Annotated in this window: 19 protein-coding genes and 1 other annotated feature; of the genes, 1 reads left to right on the top strand and 18 read right to left on the bottom strand. The window is 46.4% G+C overall.

The features are described from left to right. Nucleotides 1–4: 4 nt before the first annotated feature. The 6 genes from NSQ38_RS14775 to lspA form a co-directional block, all read right to left on the bottom strand. Nucleotides 5–334: an EamA family transporter gene (locus tag NSQ38_RS14775; RefSeq protein WP_339306768.1), complete on the bottom strand. Its 330-nt coding sequence runs from the start codon at nt 332–334 to the stop codon at nt 5–7. Next, nucleotides 322–954: an HAD-IB family hydrolase gene (locus NSQ38_RS14770; RefSeq protein WP_036614827.1), complete on the bottom strand. Its 633-nt coding sequence runs from the start codon at nt 952–954 to the stop codon at nt 322–324. Before NSQ38_RS14770 ends, NSQ38_RS14775 begins: the two co-directional genes overlap by 13 nt. Nucleotides 955–972: 18 nt before the next feature. After that, nucleotides 973–1863 (bottom strand): decaprenyl-phosphate phosphoribosyltransferase, encoded by an 891-nt coding sequence (locus tag NSQ38_RS14765; protein ID WP_339790543.1) that lies wholly within the window; start codon nt 1861–1863, stop codon nt 973–975. A 202-nt stretch (nt 1864–2065) separates the two neighbouring features. Then, complete coding sequence (locus tag NSQ38_RS14760) at nt 2066–3319, bottom strand: LL-diaminopimelate aminotransferase (RefSeq protein WP_339790246.1); 1254 nt, start codon at nt 3317–3319, stop codon at nt 2066–2068. Nucleotides 3320–3429: 110 nt separating this feature from the next. Further along, nucleotides 3430–4401 carry an RluA family pseudouridine synthase gene (locus NSQ38_RS14755; RefSeq protein ID WP_047843741.1) on the bottom strand — a complete coding sequence of 324 codons (972 nt, stop codon included), beginning with the start codon at nt 4399–4401 and terminating at the stop codon, nt 3430–3432. Continuing rightward, the gene (gene lspA / locus NSQ38_RS14750) at nt 4385–4879 is read right to left on the bottom strand and encodes a signal peptidase II (protein WP_091028497.1); all 495 of its coding nucleotides are present in this window, start codon (nt 4877–4879) and stop codon (nt 4385–4387) included. Before lspA ends, NSQ38_RS14755 begins: the two co-directional genes overlap by 17 nt. A gap of 220 nt (nt 4880–5099) precedes the next feature. Between lspA and NSQ38_RS14745 the strand changes: the two genes are divergently transcribed. Beyond that, nucleotides 5100–5837 (top strand): TraR/DksA C4-type zinc finger protein, encoded by a 738-nt coding sequence (locus NSQ38_RS14745; protein WP_339790244.1) that lies wholly within the window; start codon nt 5100–5102, stop codon nt 5835–5837. A gap of 38 nt (nt 5838–5875) precedes the next feature. Here the strand turns inward: NSQ38_RS14745 and NSQ38_RS14740 are convergent, their stop codons facing one another. From NSQ38_RS14740 to spoIIGA, 12 genes are all read right to left on the bottom strand, one after another. Next, nucleotides 5876–6235, bottom strand: coding sequence for a DUF5665 domain-containing protein (locus NSQ38_RS14740; RefSeq protein WP_017687319.1), 360 nt, complete (start codon nt 6233–6235; stop codon nt 5876–5878). 165 nt (nt 6236–6400) lie between these two features. Next, nucleotides 6401–9499: an isoleucine--tRNA ligase gene (gene ileS, locus NSQ38_RS14735; RefSeq protein WP_339790242.1), complete on the bottom strand. Its 3099-nt coding sequence runs from the start codon at nt 9497–9499 to the stop codon at nt 6401–6403. A gap of 426 nt (nt 9500–9925) precedes the next feature. Continuing rightward, nucleotides 9926–10218: a binding site (T-box leader), on the bottom strand. Nucleotides 10219–10275: 57 nt separating this feature from the next. Next, entirely contained in the window at nt 10276–10785 is a 510-nt protein-coding gene (locus tag NSQ38_RS14730; RefSeq protein WP_062835445.1) for a DivIVA domain-containing protein, read from the bottom strand. A gap of 239 nt (nt 10786–11024) precedes the next feature. Further along, nucleotides 11025–11807 carry a YlmH/Sll1252 family protein gene (locus NSQ38_RS14725; protein ID WP_091014083.1) on the bottom strand — a complete coding sequence of 261 codons (783 nt, stop codon included), beginning with the start codon at nt 11805–11807 and terminating at the stop codon, nt 11025–11027. A gap of 15 nt (nt 11808–11822) precedes the next feature. Further along, on the bottom strand, nt 11823–12083 hold the full coding sequence (locus NSQ38_RS14720; RefSeq protein WP_091034807.1) for a YggT family protein: 261 nt from the start codon (nt 12081–12083) through the stop codon (nt 11823–11825). A 16-nt stretch (nt 12084–12099) separates the two neighbouring features. After that, the gene (locus NSQ38_RS14715) at nt 12100–12567 is read right to left on the bottom strand and encodes a cell division protein SepF (RefSeq protein ID WP_036614853.1); all 468 of its coding nucleotides are present in this window, start codon (nt 12565–12567) and stop codon (nt 12100–12102) included. After that, entirely contained in the window at nt 12558–13259 is a 702-nt protein-coding gene (locus NSQ38_RS14710) for a YggS family pyridoxal phosphate-dependent enzyme (RefSeq protein ID WP_339790240.1), read from the bottom strand. The genes NSQ38_RS14715 and NSQ38_RS14710 overlap by 10 nt, the downstream gene beginning before the upstream one ends. A 6-nt stretch (nt 13260–13265) precedes the next feature. Continuing rightward, nucleotides 13266–14165 (bottom strand): peptidoglycan editing factor PgeF, encoded by a 900-nt coding sequence (gene pgeF, locus NSQ38_RS14705; RefSeq protein ID WP_237174389.1) that lies wholly within the window; start codon nt 14163–14165, stop codon nt 13266–13268. Between the two features lie 51 nt (nt 14166–14216). Further along, on the bottom strand, nt 14217–14609 hold the full coding sequence (locus NSQ38_RS14700; protein WP_017687310.1) for a YlmC/YmxH family sporulation protein: 393 nt from the start codon (nt 14607–14609) through the stop codon (nt 14217–14219). A 174-nt stretch (nt 14610–14783) separates the two neighbouring features. Then, on the bottom strand, nt 14784–15566 hold the full coding sequence (gene sigG, locus NSQ38_RS14695; RefSeq protein WP_017687309.1) for an RNA polymerase sporulation sigma factor SigG: 783 nt from the start codon (nt 15564–15566) through the stop codon (nt 14784–14786). A gap of 111 nt (nt 15567–15677) precedes the next feature. Next, a complete protein-coding gene (gene sigE / locus NSQ38_RS14690; protein WP_017687308.1) occupies nt 15678–16400 on the bottom strand; it encodes an RNA polymerase sporulation sigma factor SigE in 723 nt (240 codons plus the stop codon). A gap of 11 nt (nt 16401–16411) precedes the next feature. Beyond that, entirely contained in the window at nt 16412–17392 is a 981-nt protein-coding gene (gene spoIIGA, locus NSQ38_RS14685; protein WP_091014080.1) for a sigma-E processing peptidase SpoIIGA, read from the bottom strand. Nucleotides 17393–17592 lie beyond the last annotated feature (200 nt).

The following is a 17592-nucleotide window of genomic DNA, read 5'->3' as shown; positions in this document are numbered from 1 at the left end:
CCAGCTATCGATCAACACTGGTTAACGTCACCCCGATTCCAAGCAACATAACTGCCGCCAGCTTCTGCACCGTAATTTCTTCCCCAAGCAAAAAATATCCATAGATTAAGGCAAACACGTAACTGGCACACATCAACGGATAAGCAACAGAGAGTTTTTCCAGAGCAAAAGCTTTAATCATCAAAATCGCTCCAAGTCCATAACACAAAAAACCAACACCAAGGTAGATCCACTCGGTTAGTCCCCATTTCCAGAACAATTGACCCGTTGCTGTCAGAAAAGCGGAAACGAGCATCAACCATTTACCGGTATGACGCGATTTTATTTCCCCCACGTTAATGCCTCCATGTCCGGAACACGCTTGTTAATAAAGTATCGTTGACTTACAAGCTGCATGACTGGAAGGTCGGATAAGGAGTCCGAGTAGGAACATGACTGGTCATAGTCAATGACCATATTCTTCTCACTCAGATAAGCCTGAATTCGGCGTACCTTCTCTTCCCCTTTGCAATTGCTGCCATCAACTCTGCATGTGTAACCATTCTCATGACGGACAAGTTCAGTTCCTATCACATGATCCACCCAGGGAAAATTATTAAAGTATTTCATATAGGCATGCGGAGATGCAGTTACCAGCAAGACATGATAACCTGCTTCTTTGCGGTGTTGCATCTCTACACTGGCCTCGGCAAAAATGGACGTACGCAAACGAGTATCAAAGAAATGTTCGAGATCTTTTTCAGACATACGCTCAATTTCTTGAAAGTAGGATCGTTTGACTTGTTCAACCGTCATGAAGCCTGCCTTGAATAACACGGTATGTAATGCGATGACAGGTAATCTCCATACCTGCCACGGGTAACGGCGAACACCGTAATGCACAAATTGAAACATGGAATCACTGCGTATGATCGTTTTATCAATATCAAAAATGGCGACTTTCGTGCTTTTCACCCTGATCCCCCTCAGCCTTTATTCAAAGATTGCAAAGATTGTAACAACACTTATCACATACAACATAACCGTAATTAATATGGGCTTGTCCTCAAACAGCACCCGATCGGGCGAACCTCCCTGGTTCTTCATATGGATCAGATACAGATAACGGAACATGCCGTAAATAACCAATGGAATCGTCCACATGAGATGGATGGTACGATCTGAAGTGAATGTGAACAGGGAATAACTGATAATCGTAGCTGTCGTCACAATCGTATTGAATTGATCCAGTAATGTAATGGAGTAGTTATCCAAAACCTTACGGTGTGATCCTGTATTTCCCTCAAGCAACGTAAGTTCATTTCTGCGTTTGCCAATGGCCAGAAATAACGACAACAGCATTGTACAGATCAAAAACCACGGTGTGAACGGCACATGGATCAGCACACCACCTGCAATCGCACGAAGTACAAAGCCGGCTGCAATGGTCATCATGTCCAGGATAACGAGATGTTTCAGTACAAATGAATACGAGACATTCAATAAGAAATAGACGATACATAACACCCCAAATAGAGGGTTCATCATGAAGGCCGTTCCTACGGAAAGGATTAATAGAATAATGCCAAACAACAACGCATGAATCGGATTCACCTGCCCAGAAGCCATAGGACGATACTTTTTCACCGGATGCTGTCGATCCCTGTCCCGGTCTACAAAGTCATTCAAAATATAAACACAGCCTGCAACAAGGCTAAATAGAATAAAACCAAGCAACGTCGCAAGAATGGTTTCCGTCCGAATCTCCTCAAAAGAGAATAGTAACGCAGCAAATAACAGCAGATTTTTGGTCCACTGTTTGGGTCTTAACAATCTGATTAATCCTGACACTGTACTGCCTGTTCCTGTAGCCGGTGAGGACACCGTACTTGTTCGTGATGATAACAATTGTAATAACTCCCTTCAAAAACAACTTCTGTATATAACAAATAACGTAAAGATCTAATCATATGTTGCTTGTATAATTTTGTAAAGGGAGTAAATGAAAAAAATCTAATATGGGCATAAAAAAAGAGACCGTTTCCGGTCTCTTCGTTAGTACAAGTTTAATCTATGTGTACAACAATTAAAATTCGAATTGCACGTCGCTCAGACGACTTTTGATCTCAGCAATAACACGTTTCTCTTCCTCTTCACCCTTCGCTTCAAAGGTTACGGAGAAACGAACAAAGTTACCAGCATCATCCCAAGGTACGGATGAGATCAATTTCTCACGGATCAGGAATTGGGAGAAATCTTCGCCAGATTCGAAACGACGTCCACCAACCACACCTTTTGGTGCTTCAACATACAGGAAGAATGAACCTTTAGGTTTTTCAGCCTGGAAGCCCAGTTCGTTCAATGCGGCAACGAGCATGTCGTGACGACGGGAATATTTCTCTGCAATTTTTCCCGTAATTTCAGGGTGATTCAATCCGTAAGCAGCAGCCTTTTGAATCGCGATGAACTGACCGGAGTCATTGTTGTCCTTCACGTCACTGAATGCTTTGACTACAAGCGGGTTACCCGCTACGAATCCGATTCTCCAACCCGTCATGTTGTAGGACTTGGACAGAGAGTGCAGCTCTACGCCAACATCCTTCGCACCAGGTACCGACAGGAAGCTGAACGGTTTTTTGCCATCATACGTCAATGCTGCATATGGAGCATCATGTACAACCACAACATTGTATTTCTTAGCCCATTCCACAACTTCAGTGAAGAACTCCACCGTCGCGCTTGCGCCTGTTGGGTTGTTCGGATAGTTCAGGTAGAGCAACTTCGCACGTTTTGCGATGTCTTCCGGGATAGCCGTCAGATCAGGCAAGAAGTTGTTCTCTTTCGTCAATTGGATGTTGAACACTTCTCCACCCAGATACTTCGTATGTGTACCCATAACCGGGTAACCTGGAACGGTCATAATCGTCACATCACCCGGATTGATGAAGCATGAAGGCATCATCGCCAAAGCCGGTTTGGAACCAATGGAGTGTACGATTTCAGTATCTGCATCAATACCTTCTACGTTGAATACGTTTTTCAGGTAAGAAGCAGCAGCAGCCTTGAATTCAGGAATACCATTGTCGGCATAACCACGGTTCTCAGGTCTGGAAGCTTCTTCTGCGAGTGCAGCCACAATGCCTGCATCCGCCATTTCGTCCGGTTCACCTACACCAAGGTCGATCAGTTCCACATCGGGAAAATCTTTTTTGGCCGAAGCTTTGGCGCGTTTGATTTTCTCGAATTTATAAATGTTCGTGTCTTTACCATAGTTGGAGCCACCGATACGGTCGGCAAAATTAGTCTGAATGTAAGTTTCTTGATATTTATCGATACTCATAACGTTGTTCATCTCCTCATTTGACGCAAATTTCTACACTTTAATATGAAGCATTTGCGTGATCAAAGCCATGGACAAAGTATCCGAACATTTGTACTTTCTTGGAACTGTTAACGACTGCGCAGCGAGGCAAGCACGTCTTCCATATCTTGCGGAATCGGAGCTGAAAATTCAAGGTATTCTCCCGTTGTTGGATGCACAAATCCAAGAATAGCCGCATGAAGAGCCTGTCCTTGCATTTTGATGCCTTTATTCCGTCCATAAGTTGGATCTCCTACAAGCGGGTGACCAATAAATTTCATGTGAACCCGAATCTGGTGAGTACGTCCTGTCTCCAGTTTCAATTCCAGCAAGGTGTAATCATTAATTCGCTCTGTAACGGTAAAATGCGTAACGGCATGTTTACTGTTACGTTCTGTGACCGTATACATTTTGCGGTCATTGGTATCGCGTCCAATCGGTGCATCAATGGTGCCTTGATCATGATTAAGATGACCATGAACGAGCGCAATATACCGTCTGTTCACCGTATGTTCCTTCAACTGAGCAGCCAGTGATGCATGAGCACGATCGTTCTTGGCAGCCATGATCAGACCGGATGTATCCTTATCGATACGATGCACAATACCAGGACGCAACTCCCCATTAATACCCGAGAGGTCTTTGCAGTGATGCATAAGTGCATTAACGAGCGTACCCGACGTATGTCCTGGTGCCGGATGCACCACAAGACCACGCTGTTTGTTAATCACGATCAGGTCGCTGTCTTCATATACCACTTCCAGCGGAATATCTTCGGCAACGATCTCAACGGCAGCCGGTTCAGGAATCTGTAGTTCAACAAGATCACCTTCGGATAACTTGGCATTGGCTTTGACAACAGCACCATTTACCGTAACCATCCCGTCTCCGATCCACAATTGAACCTGGGAGCGAGATACGTTATCCACAGCTTCCGTAATATATTTGTCAATTCGTTCTTTTTTATGTTCAGCGGCAACGGTCCATTCCATACGTTCATTGCCATTCATTAGTTCTTCGTCGTTAATCTGTTCCTTATTCGGATTACTCATGATGTTCATTCCCTTCAATCTTCGCGGCTGCTTTTTCGCGCCGTCCTTCAAGCAACGTCTCCACAATGATCAACGCTACACCGATGCAGATTGCCGAATCGGCGATGTTGAAAATGGGGAACGTGTAACTTCCGAAATTAAGTTGTACAAAATCTACAACTTCTCCGGTCAATGCCCGGTCAAGGAAGTTGCCAATTGCTCCACCAAGCACCAAACTAAGCGCCACAGGCAGCAATTTGTGCGGGGTATCTTTTACCTTTTGCAAATACCAAATCAAGGCAACGACCACAATCAACGTAACCACGATAAAGAACCAACGCTGGTCTTGCAGAATGCCAAATGCTGCTCCTGAGTTACGATGTGATGTGATGACAAAGAAATTGCCGATGACCGGAATTTCTTCTCTGAGTTCCATCCGGGTTGCAATCAGATACTTGGTTCCCTGATCCAATAAAAATACGATAAAAGCGAGGATATAATACACCACGTTTGTTTGTCACTCCGTTCTTGTCTTTTCCAAACGATACCAGGCTTACGCCAGACTTGTTTATTGTAGCACAGCTGTTTGGAAATCGTCCACGACGCCTACATCGCAATGTTGATGGCAAAAACGATAACATTTCCCTTCTGTAATCTTGCCCTTAATGGCACATCCTACAATAGAGTCAAAATCCGGATTCCAACATGAACGCAGAAAGGGGAAAATCATGTCACATTTTACTGCCGAACAACTGCAATTTTTACGTTCCCAACTGATGTCCGATAAGCGTGATATTGAACATAGACTTTCGGAAAACGAGCATTATGGCCTTGGAGATTCCCTTAAACTACAGACAGGTGAATTATCACCAATTGATAACCATCCTGGCGACATAGCTACGGAGGTGTATGAACGTGAGAAAGATATTTCCCTGCTAGAACATGATGAATTCCAATTGGAACGAATCGATTCTGCACTGCACTCCATCGAAGAAGGACATTACGGTACATGTGCGGTCTGCCAGCAACCCATCCCTTATGAACGCATGGAAGCTGTTCCCTACACCAAATACTGCAAAAAACATCAACCGGAAACCGTTGTCTCTGAGAACCGTCCTGTAGAGGAAGAATTCCTCGCCCCGGCATTTGGTCGAACCAGTCTGGACGAGCGTGATGATCAAAATGGCTTCGATGGTGAAGACACCTGGCAGATTGTTGAAAGCTGGGGCACATCGAACTCACCAGCCATGGCTGAGGGACGTGATATCGACAGCTATGATGTTATGGCGATTGAAGCAACCGATGAAGTGGAAGGCTGCGTTGAAGCGTACGAAAGCTTTGTTGCCACGGACATCTATGGTCATGACGTCTCCATCGTGCGCAACCGACAATATCGTCAGTACCTGGAGAACCGTGAAGGCGAGGGTCTGTTAGAACCGGATATGGAGACGGATGACAGTTACTAAAAGCACTTTGATATCATTCACCTTCAATCGCTAATCGCTTAGTACGTGTTCATATCAAGCTGACGCTGGACAATGCGCACAATATCAGCGATGTAATCTCCAACAATGGGAAGATTGAGCGCCCCAAGTAGCTGCAAAACGTAAATAATCGTTGCTGCAAAAAAGGTAAACCCAATCGCAATCCCCACACCTCGTGCGGCTCCAGACAACAGGTTAAGTCCGATCAATTTCCATGGCCTGTTCAGCAATTCTGTGTATTGCGCTATTCGTGAACGTTCCAGTTCATTCGCCAGACGGTTCGTCAGGGTATGTAACTCCTCAATTTTGTCATGGGAATTGAGATTATCTGATGTTGATTGTTGTGAAGTGGATGCGGTTTGCTTGTCATGTTCGCTCATGTTTTGGTCAGTTCCTTTGATCAATATAGATTGACTGCACTATAGAATCATTGCCTTTTTGCTTAAAAAACAAACGAGCCCAGATACAGGGAATATGTCCCTGCCTCTGCGGCTCGTTTGTTTATACTCTATATTCTATCCCTGTTGAATGAGACATGCTCCGAATTACGCTTCGATGTAAATACCGATCGATTTGCCTCCGGCTTCAACACGTTCCATGGACTCATTCGAGCCAAATGTAACTTCAGTTACGAGAACATTTTCACGCAACACATCATCAAACGCCTGAATAGCTTCCTGAAGGGATGCATCCACATCCAGTGTCAAACGTACTCTTTTCTCAATTGGCAGGTCCAGTCGTTTCCGGGTATCCTGCACAGCACGAACCACTTCACGGACCCAACCTTCCTGTTCCAAGGCTGGCGTGATTTCGGTATTGAGCGCAACCGTCAGACCGTAACCTGATGCTGAAGCAAAGCCTGATTTGGCCTGTTTATCAACCAATAATTCTTCGCTCGTTACTTGCAGCTCTTCGCCTTCCGGTGAAACGATGTTCAGTACACCTTCCGAAACCACTTTACGCGTCTCATCGGCTGACATTCCCTTGAAGAAGTTTTGCAGGAATCCTACGTTTTTACCGTACTTCTTACCTGCAACCTTCAGGTTCAGCTTCAATGTAAAGTCAACGAATTCCGCGTCATTATGCTCCGTACGGATTCCTTTTACATTGATCTCTTCCTTGATGATCTCTTCGTAACTTGCCAGGTCAAACCCTTTATCCAGAGAAACGATCAATTCGGACAGTGGCTGACGTGTCTTGATGCCTGTTTCGTTACGAACGTTACGGGCAAGTTCAACCACGCGGCGAGCCGTCTCCATATCCTGTTCCAGTCCTGCATCAATTAGCGATTCATTAGCTACCGGATAATCTTCCATGTGCACACTCTCGCCTGTTGCAAGGTTCAGATAGATATCTTCTGCCAACATCGGTGTAAACGGAGCAACCAGTTTTGCAGTAGTCACCAACACCTCAGTCAATGTGCGGTAAGCGTCCAGTTTATCCTCTGTCAGGCCACTTCCCCAGAACCGGTCACGGGAACGACGGATATACCAGTTACTCAGCTCATCAACAAATGCTTCAATTGCTTTGGAGGAGTTCAGATAGTCGTTAACCAGCAACGCTTTTTCTACAACCAGGATCAGGCTGTTCAGCCTCGACAGAATCCAGCGATCCAGCTTGTGTGCGGACAGTTGGAACGGGTGCTCCTGTGGATCAAAACCATCAATAGTGGCATAGAGCGTCAAGAATGCATGGGTGTTAACCAGCGTATCCACCATTTTGGATTTGGCTTCGCCTACGATACCTTTAGAGAAACGTTTACTGTTCCACGGTGCACTGTCAGACAACAAAGCCCAGCGGAATGCATCTGTACCGTATTCTTCAATCACTTCCCAAGGATCGATAACGTTACCTTTGGATTTGGACATCTTCTGTCCGTTCTCATCAAGAACGTGTCCTGTAGCCATAACTGCTTTGTAAGGCGCTTTGCCTGTCAAAAGGGTAGAAACCGCAAGTAAGCTGTAGAACCAGCCACGTGTCTGGTCAATCCCCTCACAGATCATATCAGCAGGATACTGCTGTTCGAATACTTCTTTATTTTCAAATGGATAGTGCTGCTGGGCAAACGGCATGGAGCCGCTGTCGAACCAGACATCGATCACTTCCGGTGTACGTTTCATTTCATATTTGCCACAAGAGCTCATGACTTTAACGTCATCCACATATGGTTTATGCAATTCAAGATTCTCAGGCACATCACCTACCGCACGGGCACGCAATTCTGCAATACTGTGTGGAGCAAATTGTTCGCCAGTCTCCTCGCACACCCAGATGTTCAGCGGAGTTCCCCAATAACGATCACGGCTGATATTCCAATCCACCAGATCCTCAAGGAATTTCCCGAAGCGACCTTCACGAACGTGACCGGGGTACCAATCCACTTCACTGTTGTTGGCAATCAATTGGTCCTTGATGGCTGTTGTTTGGATAAACCAGCTATCCATTGCATAGTACAGAAGCGGTGTATCACAACGCCAGCAGAATGGGTAGCTGTGCTCATATTTTTCTTTGCTGAACAAACGTCCATGCTCAGACAGATATCTTACGATATCAATATCACAATCCTTCACGAAACGTCCGGCAAAGTCAGTAACCTCAGCGACAAATTTACCTTCCAAGTCCACCATGTTCACAAAGCTGATCCCATTCTCACGGCATACCCGGTAGTCATCTTCACCATGGGCAGGAGCCATGTGTACGATACCCGTACCACTTGCATCCGTTACAAAGCTTGCACCCAGAATGATGTTGGCTTTCTCAGCCTGTACGTAGTTGAACGGAGGATCATACGTTTTGCCAACCAGATCGGCACCTTTCAGTGCACCGATGATCTCATACTCACCCTTGGCATCTTTCATCACTTTTTCAACCAGATTGGTTGCCATGATGTACACTTCATCACCTTGACGAACACGGGAGTAGTCCATATCCGGATTCACGGCAAGTGCAACGTGTGAAGGCAGTGTCCAAGGTGTTGTCGTCCAAGCCAGTACAAATTCTCCGCTGTCATTCAGTTTGAATTTCGCTGTAGCACTCAGATCTTTGACGTCTTTGTACCCTTGTGCAACTTCATGGGAACTCAGTGTTGTCTGACAAGACGGACAATACGGGCTCACACGGTGACCACGATACAGCAGTCCTTTCTCGTGGATCGTCGCCAGGATATTCCATACGCTCTCGATGTAGTTGTTATCAAGGGTGATATATGGGTTATCCATATCCGTCCAATATCCGATGCCTTCCGTCAGGTCACGCCATTGTTGCTCGTACTCGAATACGCTCGCTTTACATTCGTTAATGAATTTCTCCACGCCGTAATCTTCGATTTCCCACTTGTGGGAGATGCCGAGCTTCTTCTGTACACCCAGTTCTACAGGCAGACCGTGTGTATCCCAGCCCGCTTTACGAACGACACGGTAACCCTTCATTGTGTTATACCGTCCAACGAAATCCTTGATTACACGTCCCAGTACGTGACCGATATGTGGTTTACCGTTTGCTGTAGGCGGCCCTTCATAAAATACGAAGTTAGGCTTGCCCTCACGATTTTCAATGGATCTTTTGAATGTATTCTCGGTTTTCCATTTATCTAACACGCGTAATTCTCTGGCACGTGCCTTCTCTTTGACGTCAACTCGTTGCATGATGATTATCTTCCCTTTCTTTGGTTGGATTGTGGACCGTCCACAAAAAGCGTTTCAATCCCCCTAAATCCCCCTTGCCAAGGGGGACCCCATAGGCGCTCCGCCCTCTGGACACCCGGGATGGGTTGTCGGTGGGGGATCGGTTGCGCTTATGGGCGAGGGGTGGATGTGCGTAGTGGCGGCCATTTTGCGGCTGTTCCCTGCGTGAACGCCGCATGGCCTTACCGCGAGGCGGGTGTTGCCGGGTGCTTCGCTCCCCCGGCGGGCGGCTCTCTCCTTGAGGTCCCTTCGGGCCTCATGCACGTTCGCCTTTGCAAACCCTGATTGCCGGGTGCTTCGCTTTCCCGGCGGGTGGCTCTCTCCCTGAGGTCCCTTCGGGCCTCATGCACGTTCGCCTTTTTTGGACACAAAAAAGCCCCGTCCCTGGAAAGGGACGAGGCTATACTCGCGTTACCACCCTAATTCTGTTCATCACAAACCACATCCAGGCAAGCCTGGGTATGCTCTGTCATCAACAGCGCTTATGCCCCGCTATACTACCGCAGGGTGCCGTTATAACGTACGGCTTACGGTTCAGCTTACACACGGCAATCAAGATCACCGCTTCAGCGTCACTTCTCCGGGGAGATATTCGGCTATAACTCATCCATTGGTTTGCACCAACCACCAACTCTCTGAGGGATGAGATCATAACGTACTGAACCCGTCATGGAATCACTATTCATTATGAATATAGTTATAGCCTCTTTGCAGACAAAAGTCAACCAGGCGACAGACTAATAAATTTCTTTCATCTCCCGCTCACGGTCACGCACTTCCTGCTCCCGGCTCTCCAGCACTTCCCAACCATCCTGAGTCAACAGTTCAAGCTGCGCTTCAACAAGCGTGCGGAAACGGGCACGATAAATCGATGCCTGCTTTTTCAGTTCTTCCACTTCCAAAGCAATTTTACGTGATTTGCCCAGCGATTCGTTCACGATCCGGTCTGCATTTTTCTCTGCTTCCTTCACGATCAACTGCGCTTCTTTCTTCGCATTGTTCTTCACATCATCAGCAGCTTCCTGCGCAATGATGATCGTTTTGCTAAGCGTCTCTTCAATCGTGGCAAAATGATCCAGCTTTTCCTGAACGGACAGCAACTGATTGCTCAGCTCTTTGTTCTCGCGAATGACGCCTTCGTAATCTTTGATGACTTGATCCAGGAATTCATTGACTTCATCCTCGTCATACCCGCGCAAACGTCGGGAAAATTCCTTGTTGTGTATGTCCAGCGGCGTTAATGGCATGCTGTCCACCTCCTGTTAAAGTTCCTTCCCGTTCAGAGAAGGTTGCAGCATATGGGTACCACCCAAGGGGCCGTATCGTTGATGCCTAACCTTGGCAACGTATACGGAATGCAGGATCAGAATTACATCCTCCAACGTTCATATAAAGCTTTGACTTAATGTATATCGGATACACCGCGTATTTTCTACACCTTTATGATAAACATTTCGACAAGAAAGCGGATTTTCCTGCAACAGACTCAGGCAAATTTGCCGATTTTCACTCGGCAACGCCCTTTTTTGGTCATCCCATCCTGTTCCATAACCTTGAAACGGCCAAATCCCTGAATGGATACGACATCACCCGCTTTTAGCGATTTGGAGGGATCTTCCTCAACTTTCCAGTTCACACGGCAACGACCAGCTTTGATCGGCACCAGCACTTTACTGCGACTAAGCCGATACACATCTGCGCAGATTCCATCCAAACGAAGCGAAGCAACCGTAATGTCCATCGTCTCCAGTTTACTCTCTGACCATCGCATCTGATCCAAAGGAAGTAACTCTGTGAACACATGTAACCGATGCACCTGATTCAGTTGAAGCGATAAAAAAGCGCCGGTTTCCGCCGCCACCACTGTATGGCAACCGTCCTCCAGCACTTGGATATCCCCGATCTTTCCACGTTTCATCCCAAGCCCGAGCAGGGAACCCATATAGTCCCCATGCTCCAGCTCCGAGATTTTCTGATCATCAGACGTGATACTGAGCACCTGCATCCCCATATCCTCATCATCCAGATACATGTAATCAGGTGCAACCAGCGCACGCTTGCGTTCAGCAGCCTCGTAACCACCATCCAGACGAATCTGAACGTCGTTACGGCGATTGGCAAGAGTCTGTAATATAAAAACCTGTCTTGGATCAAGGAAGTCAGTTAGCTTCATGTCATGATACTTACCTGCCCGCTCAACCCAATCCGAAGCTTTATCTACGAAATCCCGCTCATCATGGCTAAAATGTTCGTAAATTTCACCGCTCATCTATGTCACCCTACCCTAATATACAAAATATCGAAGTATGGAGATCAGCCCATTAAGCGCGAGTTGCAGAACGATCAGCGCCACAATCGGGGAAATATCCAGCACACCGAACAAAGGGGGGATAAATCGACGGAATGGTCTTAGATATGGTTCCACTAATTTGCCCAGCCATTCACCGATGAAGCTTTCCCGCGCATTGGGAAGCCAAGACATCAATATGTAGACAATGACCATGTAAAAGTAAATCTGGTATAACGTGTACAACACGCTTTCAATCTGATACAAAAGTGGCTCACCTCATTCTGTTATAATCTTGCTCGCTGTCAGCCAGTATTTCCGTAATTGAGCCCTGAATTTCAACCGTATCTGGCGTACAGAGAAAAATGTTTCCGCCGATTTTGGAAATACCGCCACCCAATGCATATACCGTGCCACTCAAAAAATCAATAACGCGCAGCGCTTGGTCCTGACGAATTCGTTGCAAGTTCACCACAACGGTACGATGCGAACGCAGATGGTCGGCAATTTCCTGAGCCTCGTCATAAGAACGTGGTTCATACAGGACAACTTTAACATTTTTCTGGGAATGAATGCTCACCACATTATTCCCCCTTTGGTTTCTACGTTTATCGAGACTGGAGGTTTCAGCTTCCTGATGTTCAGCCTCATTTTCCTCCTGCGCAGCCATTCGTTCACGTTCCACAATCTCTTCCTCTTCCTGAAGTCCGAGGAAATTCATAAATTTATTCATTACGCCCATCGTGAACCCTCCTCTTTTCCTACGAGAATCGATCCTAGCCGTACCCAGGTTGCACCTTCTTCAATGGCCACTTCAAAATCATTGGACATCCCCATCGACAGCTCAGTCAATGGCTCTGCTGTAAGGGCTTGTCCATTCAATTGATCTCTCAGCTCACGCAATCCACGAAATACGGGACGCGTCAGCTCCGGATCTTCCTCATGAGGTGCCATGGTCATCAGGCCAACGACCTTGAGATTGTTGAACGAACGAATATCACGCAAAAAAGAACTTGCCTGTTCAGGCTGTAATCCATACTTGCTCTCTTCACCCGAAATATTCACCTGCAAAAACGTTTCCACTTGGATGCCAAGTGAAGCTGCTTTTTTATCCAACTCCTTCGCCAATGACAAACGATCCAGTGAATGTATGTAACGAAACTTGCCAATCACGTCTTTCACCTTGTTTGTCTGCAAATGACCGATAAAATGCCAGATACCCTGCTGACCAAAAGCTTCCCATTTGGCCTGTGCATCCTGCCACCGGTTTTCTCCAATATGCTCAAGACCATGATCCAGCACCGATCCCGTTGTTTCAAGTGAGACATATTTCGTGACCGCAATCACATTCACATCATCACGATGACGGTTACTGCGCCGACATGCATCCTCGATCTTCTGATTTACCTGTTGTATACGCTCCTCCAATGACACAGAGGGTCACCTCTCTTCCAGCCCAATCCAGCTCGCCATCCGCCCTGTAACACCATTTTCCTTCCTATAGGAGAAAAATAGTTCGGGATGACAACTTGTACACCATGTTGTACATTCGATATGATCCGGCATTATTCCTGCTTTCATCATAATGTGTCGATTACATTCTTTCAAGTTTAACATCGTTTTACCGTTATTCACGGCTCGATATGCTTGTTTAGAAGCAGAATCCTCGTATTTATCATTAACCGGGGAATCATCAAACCAAACCCGTACATGCTGCATGACCGCCTCATCCACTTCATAACAGCAATCCCCAATCGACGGACCGATTGCAGCTCGAATGTCCTGCCTACGGCTGCCATACTCCCGTTCCATCGTCTCCACCATGGATACAGCGATACCCGCGACTGTACCTTTCCAGCCGGCATGCGCAAGACCTACCGCCTGCTGCACAGGGTCATAGAAATAAAGCGGAACACAGTCGGCATAGAAAGAAGTCAGCAGCACACCAGGCACATTCGTGACCAATCCATCCGTATCCTGCAACGCAGATTGACGATCAAGTAATCCTCTGCTCCGATCTTCAGCGGTAATTACAGCCACATGTTTGCCATGCACCTGCTCTCCACAGGTCCATGCTTCTGCTGCAAAGCCAAGCTTCTCGGTTACAAGCCTGCGGTTGTTAAGTACAACTTCAGGGTCATCCCCCACATGATAAGCACAATTGAGCGTGGCATACGGAACTTTTCCAACTCCACCATGCCTCGTCGTAAACCCGACTGACAGCTGTTCAAATTGCTGTTTCCAGGGCTCAACATATAATAATAACGGATCAGGACCGAAATCTGAATTTGGGTTCTTGGTCCGTTCAAGTAATTCCTTATCCAATACAAAGGGTTCCATTATCTCACCTCACCACTTCCAGTGTACCAAATGAGCCACATTCTGTCTCATTTATATCGTTCGACGCTGATTACGTTCCGACCGTTCAATGCGTTCCACTCGCTCTGTGCGGTTATGCTGCTGTTCATCATACAGGCGCGCTTCGCGATCACGCTCGTCATACGTATTTTCCTTCACCTCATCCATCTTCACCAGTATCACATCTGAACCAATCTTCACAATGTTTCTCCAGGGAATCACCAGATCCGTTCCCCCGCCAAAAAGACCCATAAAACGGCTGTACCCTGGGACTACAATCGCTTCAATTCGTCCCTGCTTCAGATCCAGCTCCAAGTCACTGATCTGACCCAGACGTTTACCATCCGTAATGTTAATGACATCCTTTGTCTGAAAGTCCGAGATTTTCATGCCTCGTGCCGCTACTTCGCTCGTATTTACTTTCATTCATCTCCGCCCCCTGTTATTCCTCTTCTGCCCGTTCTTGACGCTTCTATACAATATATGTTTCAGGGGCGAAAAATGTCCTGTTTTTCATCGAATGTGGAAACGGTCCAAAACAAAAAGACGACCAACGGTATACACTGCCCCGATTGATCGTCCTTCTGCCCTTGCATCGTGTTACGACTTTACATGTTTTTGCATCTGCTGTATCGCTGATTTCTCCAGACGTGATACCTGAGCCTGGGAAATGCCAATTTCATCAGCCACTTCCATCTGGGTTTTCCCTTCGAAAAACCGCATCGACAGAATCATTTTTTCCCGCTGACCAAGACGATGCATCGCTTCACGGAGTGCAATTTCCTCGATCCATGACACATCTTTGTTTCTGTCATCACTGATCTGATCCATAACATAGATCGGATCTCCACCATCATGATAAATCGGTTCGAAGAGCGAGACCGGGTCCTGAATGGCGTCCAATGCAAAAACAACATCTTCCTTCGGCACATTCAGTACTTCCGCAATTTCAAATATCGTCGGTTCCCGGGAATTTTTATTCGTCAGGCTGTCACGGACCTGAAGCGCTTTGTAAGCTATATCCCTCAAGGAGCGAGATACCCGAATTGGGTTATTATCACGCAGGTATCGACGGATTTCACCGATAATCATCGGCACCGCGTAGGTTGAAAATTTGACATTCTGGGATAAATCAAAATTATCAATGGCTTTCATCAGGCCGATGCAACCAACCTGGAACAGATCATCGACAAACTCCCCCCGATTGTTAAAACGCTGAATGACACTAAGTACCAGACGCAGGTTGCCATTCACTAATTTCTCTCTTGCTGAGCGATCATGGTGTTGCTGAAGGGAATGAAACAATTCCCGCATTTCAGTGTTGGTGAGGACAGGCAATTTTGCGGTGTCCACGCCACAAATCTCGACTTTGTTTCGGGTCATCGTGATTTACCTCCCAAGGAGAAACATTAATGTACATTATCTCCGGGGCAGGCTTTTTTATTCGTACTTGGCATCCTTGCCAGTAATACCCATTCTGACCAATGATGTATTTCAGACCATTTTATTGAACTCTTTGCGAAGTCTTTTAATGATTCTTTTTTCGAGACGAGAGATGTAGGATTGGGAGATTCCAAGTAGATCCGCTACATCTTTTTGTGTCTTTTCTTCCCCATCCGTCAGGCCAAAACGAAGCTCCATAATCATTCGCTCGCGCTCCGTTAATTTTTCCAGTGCCTTGTGCAAAAGTTTCCGGTCTACCTGCTCTTCAATATTCCGATAGATTGTATCGTTTTCAGTACCCAATACATCAGATAATAATAGTTCATTTCCATCCCAATCAATGTTAAGCGGTTCATCAAAAGAAACTTCAGTTCGGATCTTACTATTACGTCTCAGGTACATCAAAATTTCATTTTCGATACAACGTGAAGCATAGGTTGCCAGCTTGATTTTCTTTTCCGGGTCGAATGTATTAACTGCCTTGATCAACCCGATGGCTCCAATGGAGACCAAATCTTCAATGTTGATTCCTGTGTTTTCAAACTTTCGTGCAATGTACACCACCAGACGCAGATTGCGCTCAATAAGCATCGCGCGAATGGCCGAGTCTCCCGAGGATAATTTTTGCAGTAAAAATTCTTCTTCTTCCCTTGTCAAAGGCGGCGGAAGTGCCTCACTTCCCCCAATATAATAGATCTCTTCGCTTTTGAGTCCCAACAAAAATAACAGACGGTAATATTGCAGCTGCGCCACCAGTTTCCATTTCACAAGCATGTACGTTCCTCCTATACCACATTCAGCGGCTTTTCTGTTGCTCCCGCAGAGAGAGCCGTAGACTGCGCAGAAGCAGCGTCTTGCACAAGTTCAGGATGAATCACGGCCTGGTATTTCCCATCCGACGACAAAACACCTCCATCCAGCCCAATGAGTACTCTTGTCGTCTCATAACATGTTTCCTCCATCGTCACCTTCACCCGGTCCGGCTTCATTGCCAGCATAAACGCAGTCCCTTTGTTAATGCCCCGATAAGGCACAAGCCGCAGTCGATCCTGCCACTGAAAACTTTCCTGATCAAGCTCCAGAATAAGGTTGTCCGGCGCCTCGTCCTTGAGTCTGCCCTTCCATGAAGCAGGTAACATGTCTTGCCATAACGAAACCTCCATCACCATGACCGGCATACGCGATAAGGGATCTGTAAGTTGATTGCCCGTATCCAGAAGGCCTGTACAAGAAATGACTACCTCATCGATGCAGACCTCAACTTTACCCAAATAGGTCGTCATGCGATCCGTTTTCCGTTTTGAGCTCTGCACAGCTTTGAATAAAAACAGGACAGCAAAAAATACGATAAACGTGAACCAGAAAGCAATTTTCAGATCAAATGACATACCGCCAGAAGCCGTGAACCAAATGCCGTTAAACAACTCACCGGAGCTCTGAAGCATGTAATGCACACCCAGAATACCTCCGGCAGCGACAAAATTAATCACATAGAAGGTACCGAGCGTCCTCGCAAAAGCCTGCAGACCTTTAAAACCAAAAGCAATCGTAAGCATAACCAGCGAGAACCCGAACTTGATCAGAAAGGTGAACATAAAATCAAACTCCGGTACAAACATCATGACCACGTATAATGCACCCACAATGGCGGACAGCAACCATCGCCACCAAACCAGCTTTGTCTTGCGCATCCAGGCGGTCATTCCGATGAGTGCACCGTCAATACACAGGTTTGTCAAAAAAATTAGATCCACATAAACAACCAAAGTCTTCACCTGCCTGCGCGCAACATATCGAAATACCGATACCCGATATCCTGATATTCATGAGCATATTCACAAGTATACGGAGCCCCCTGTTCAAAGTCTGTCTAATCATGGGGGTGTGGTTCCAACTTTTTTTGTCGGAATTGCTCAGGCCCTTTGTTCAGAATTTGTTCATTGCTGTATGCTATGATATCTAAATA

Origin of the sequence: Paenibacillus sp. FSL R7-0313 (genome assembly GCF_037969885.1) — a bacterium.
Lineage (GTDB): Bacteria > Bacillota > Bacilli > Paenibacillales > Paenibacillaceae > Paenibacillus.
This window is presented reverse-complemented; position numbering and strand designations above follow the sequence as displayed.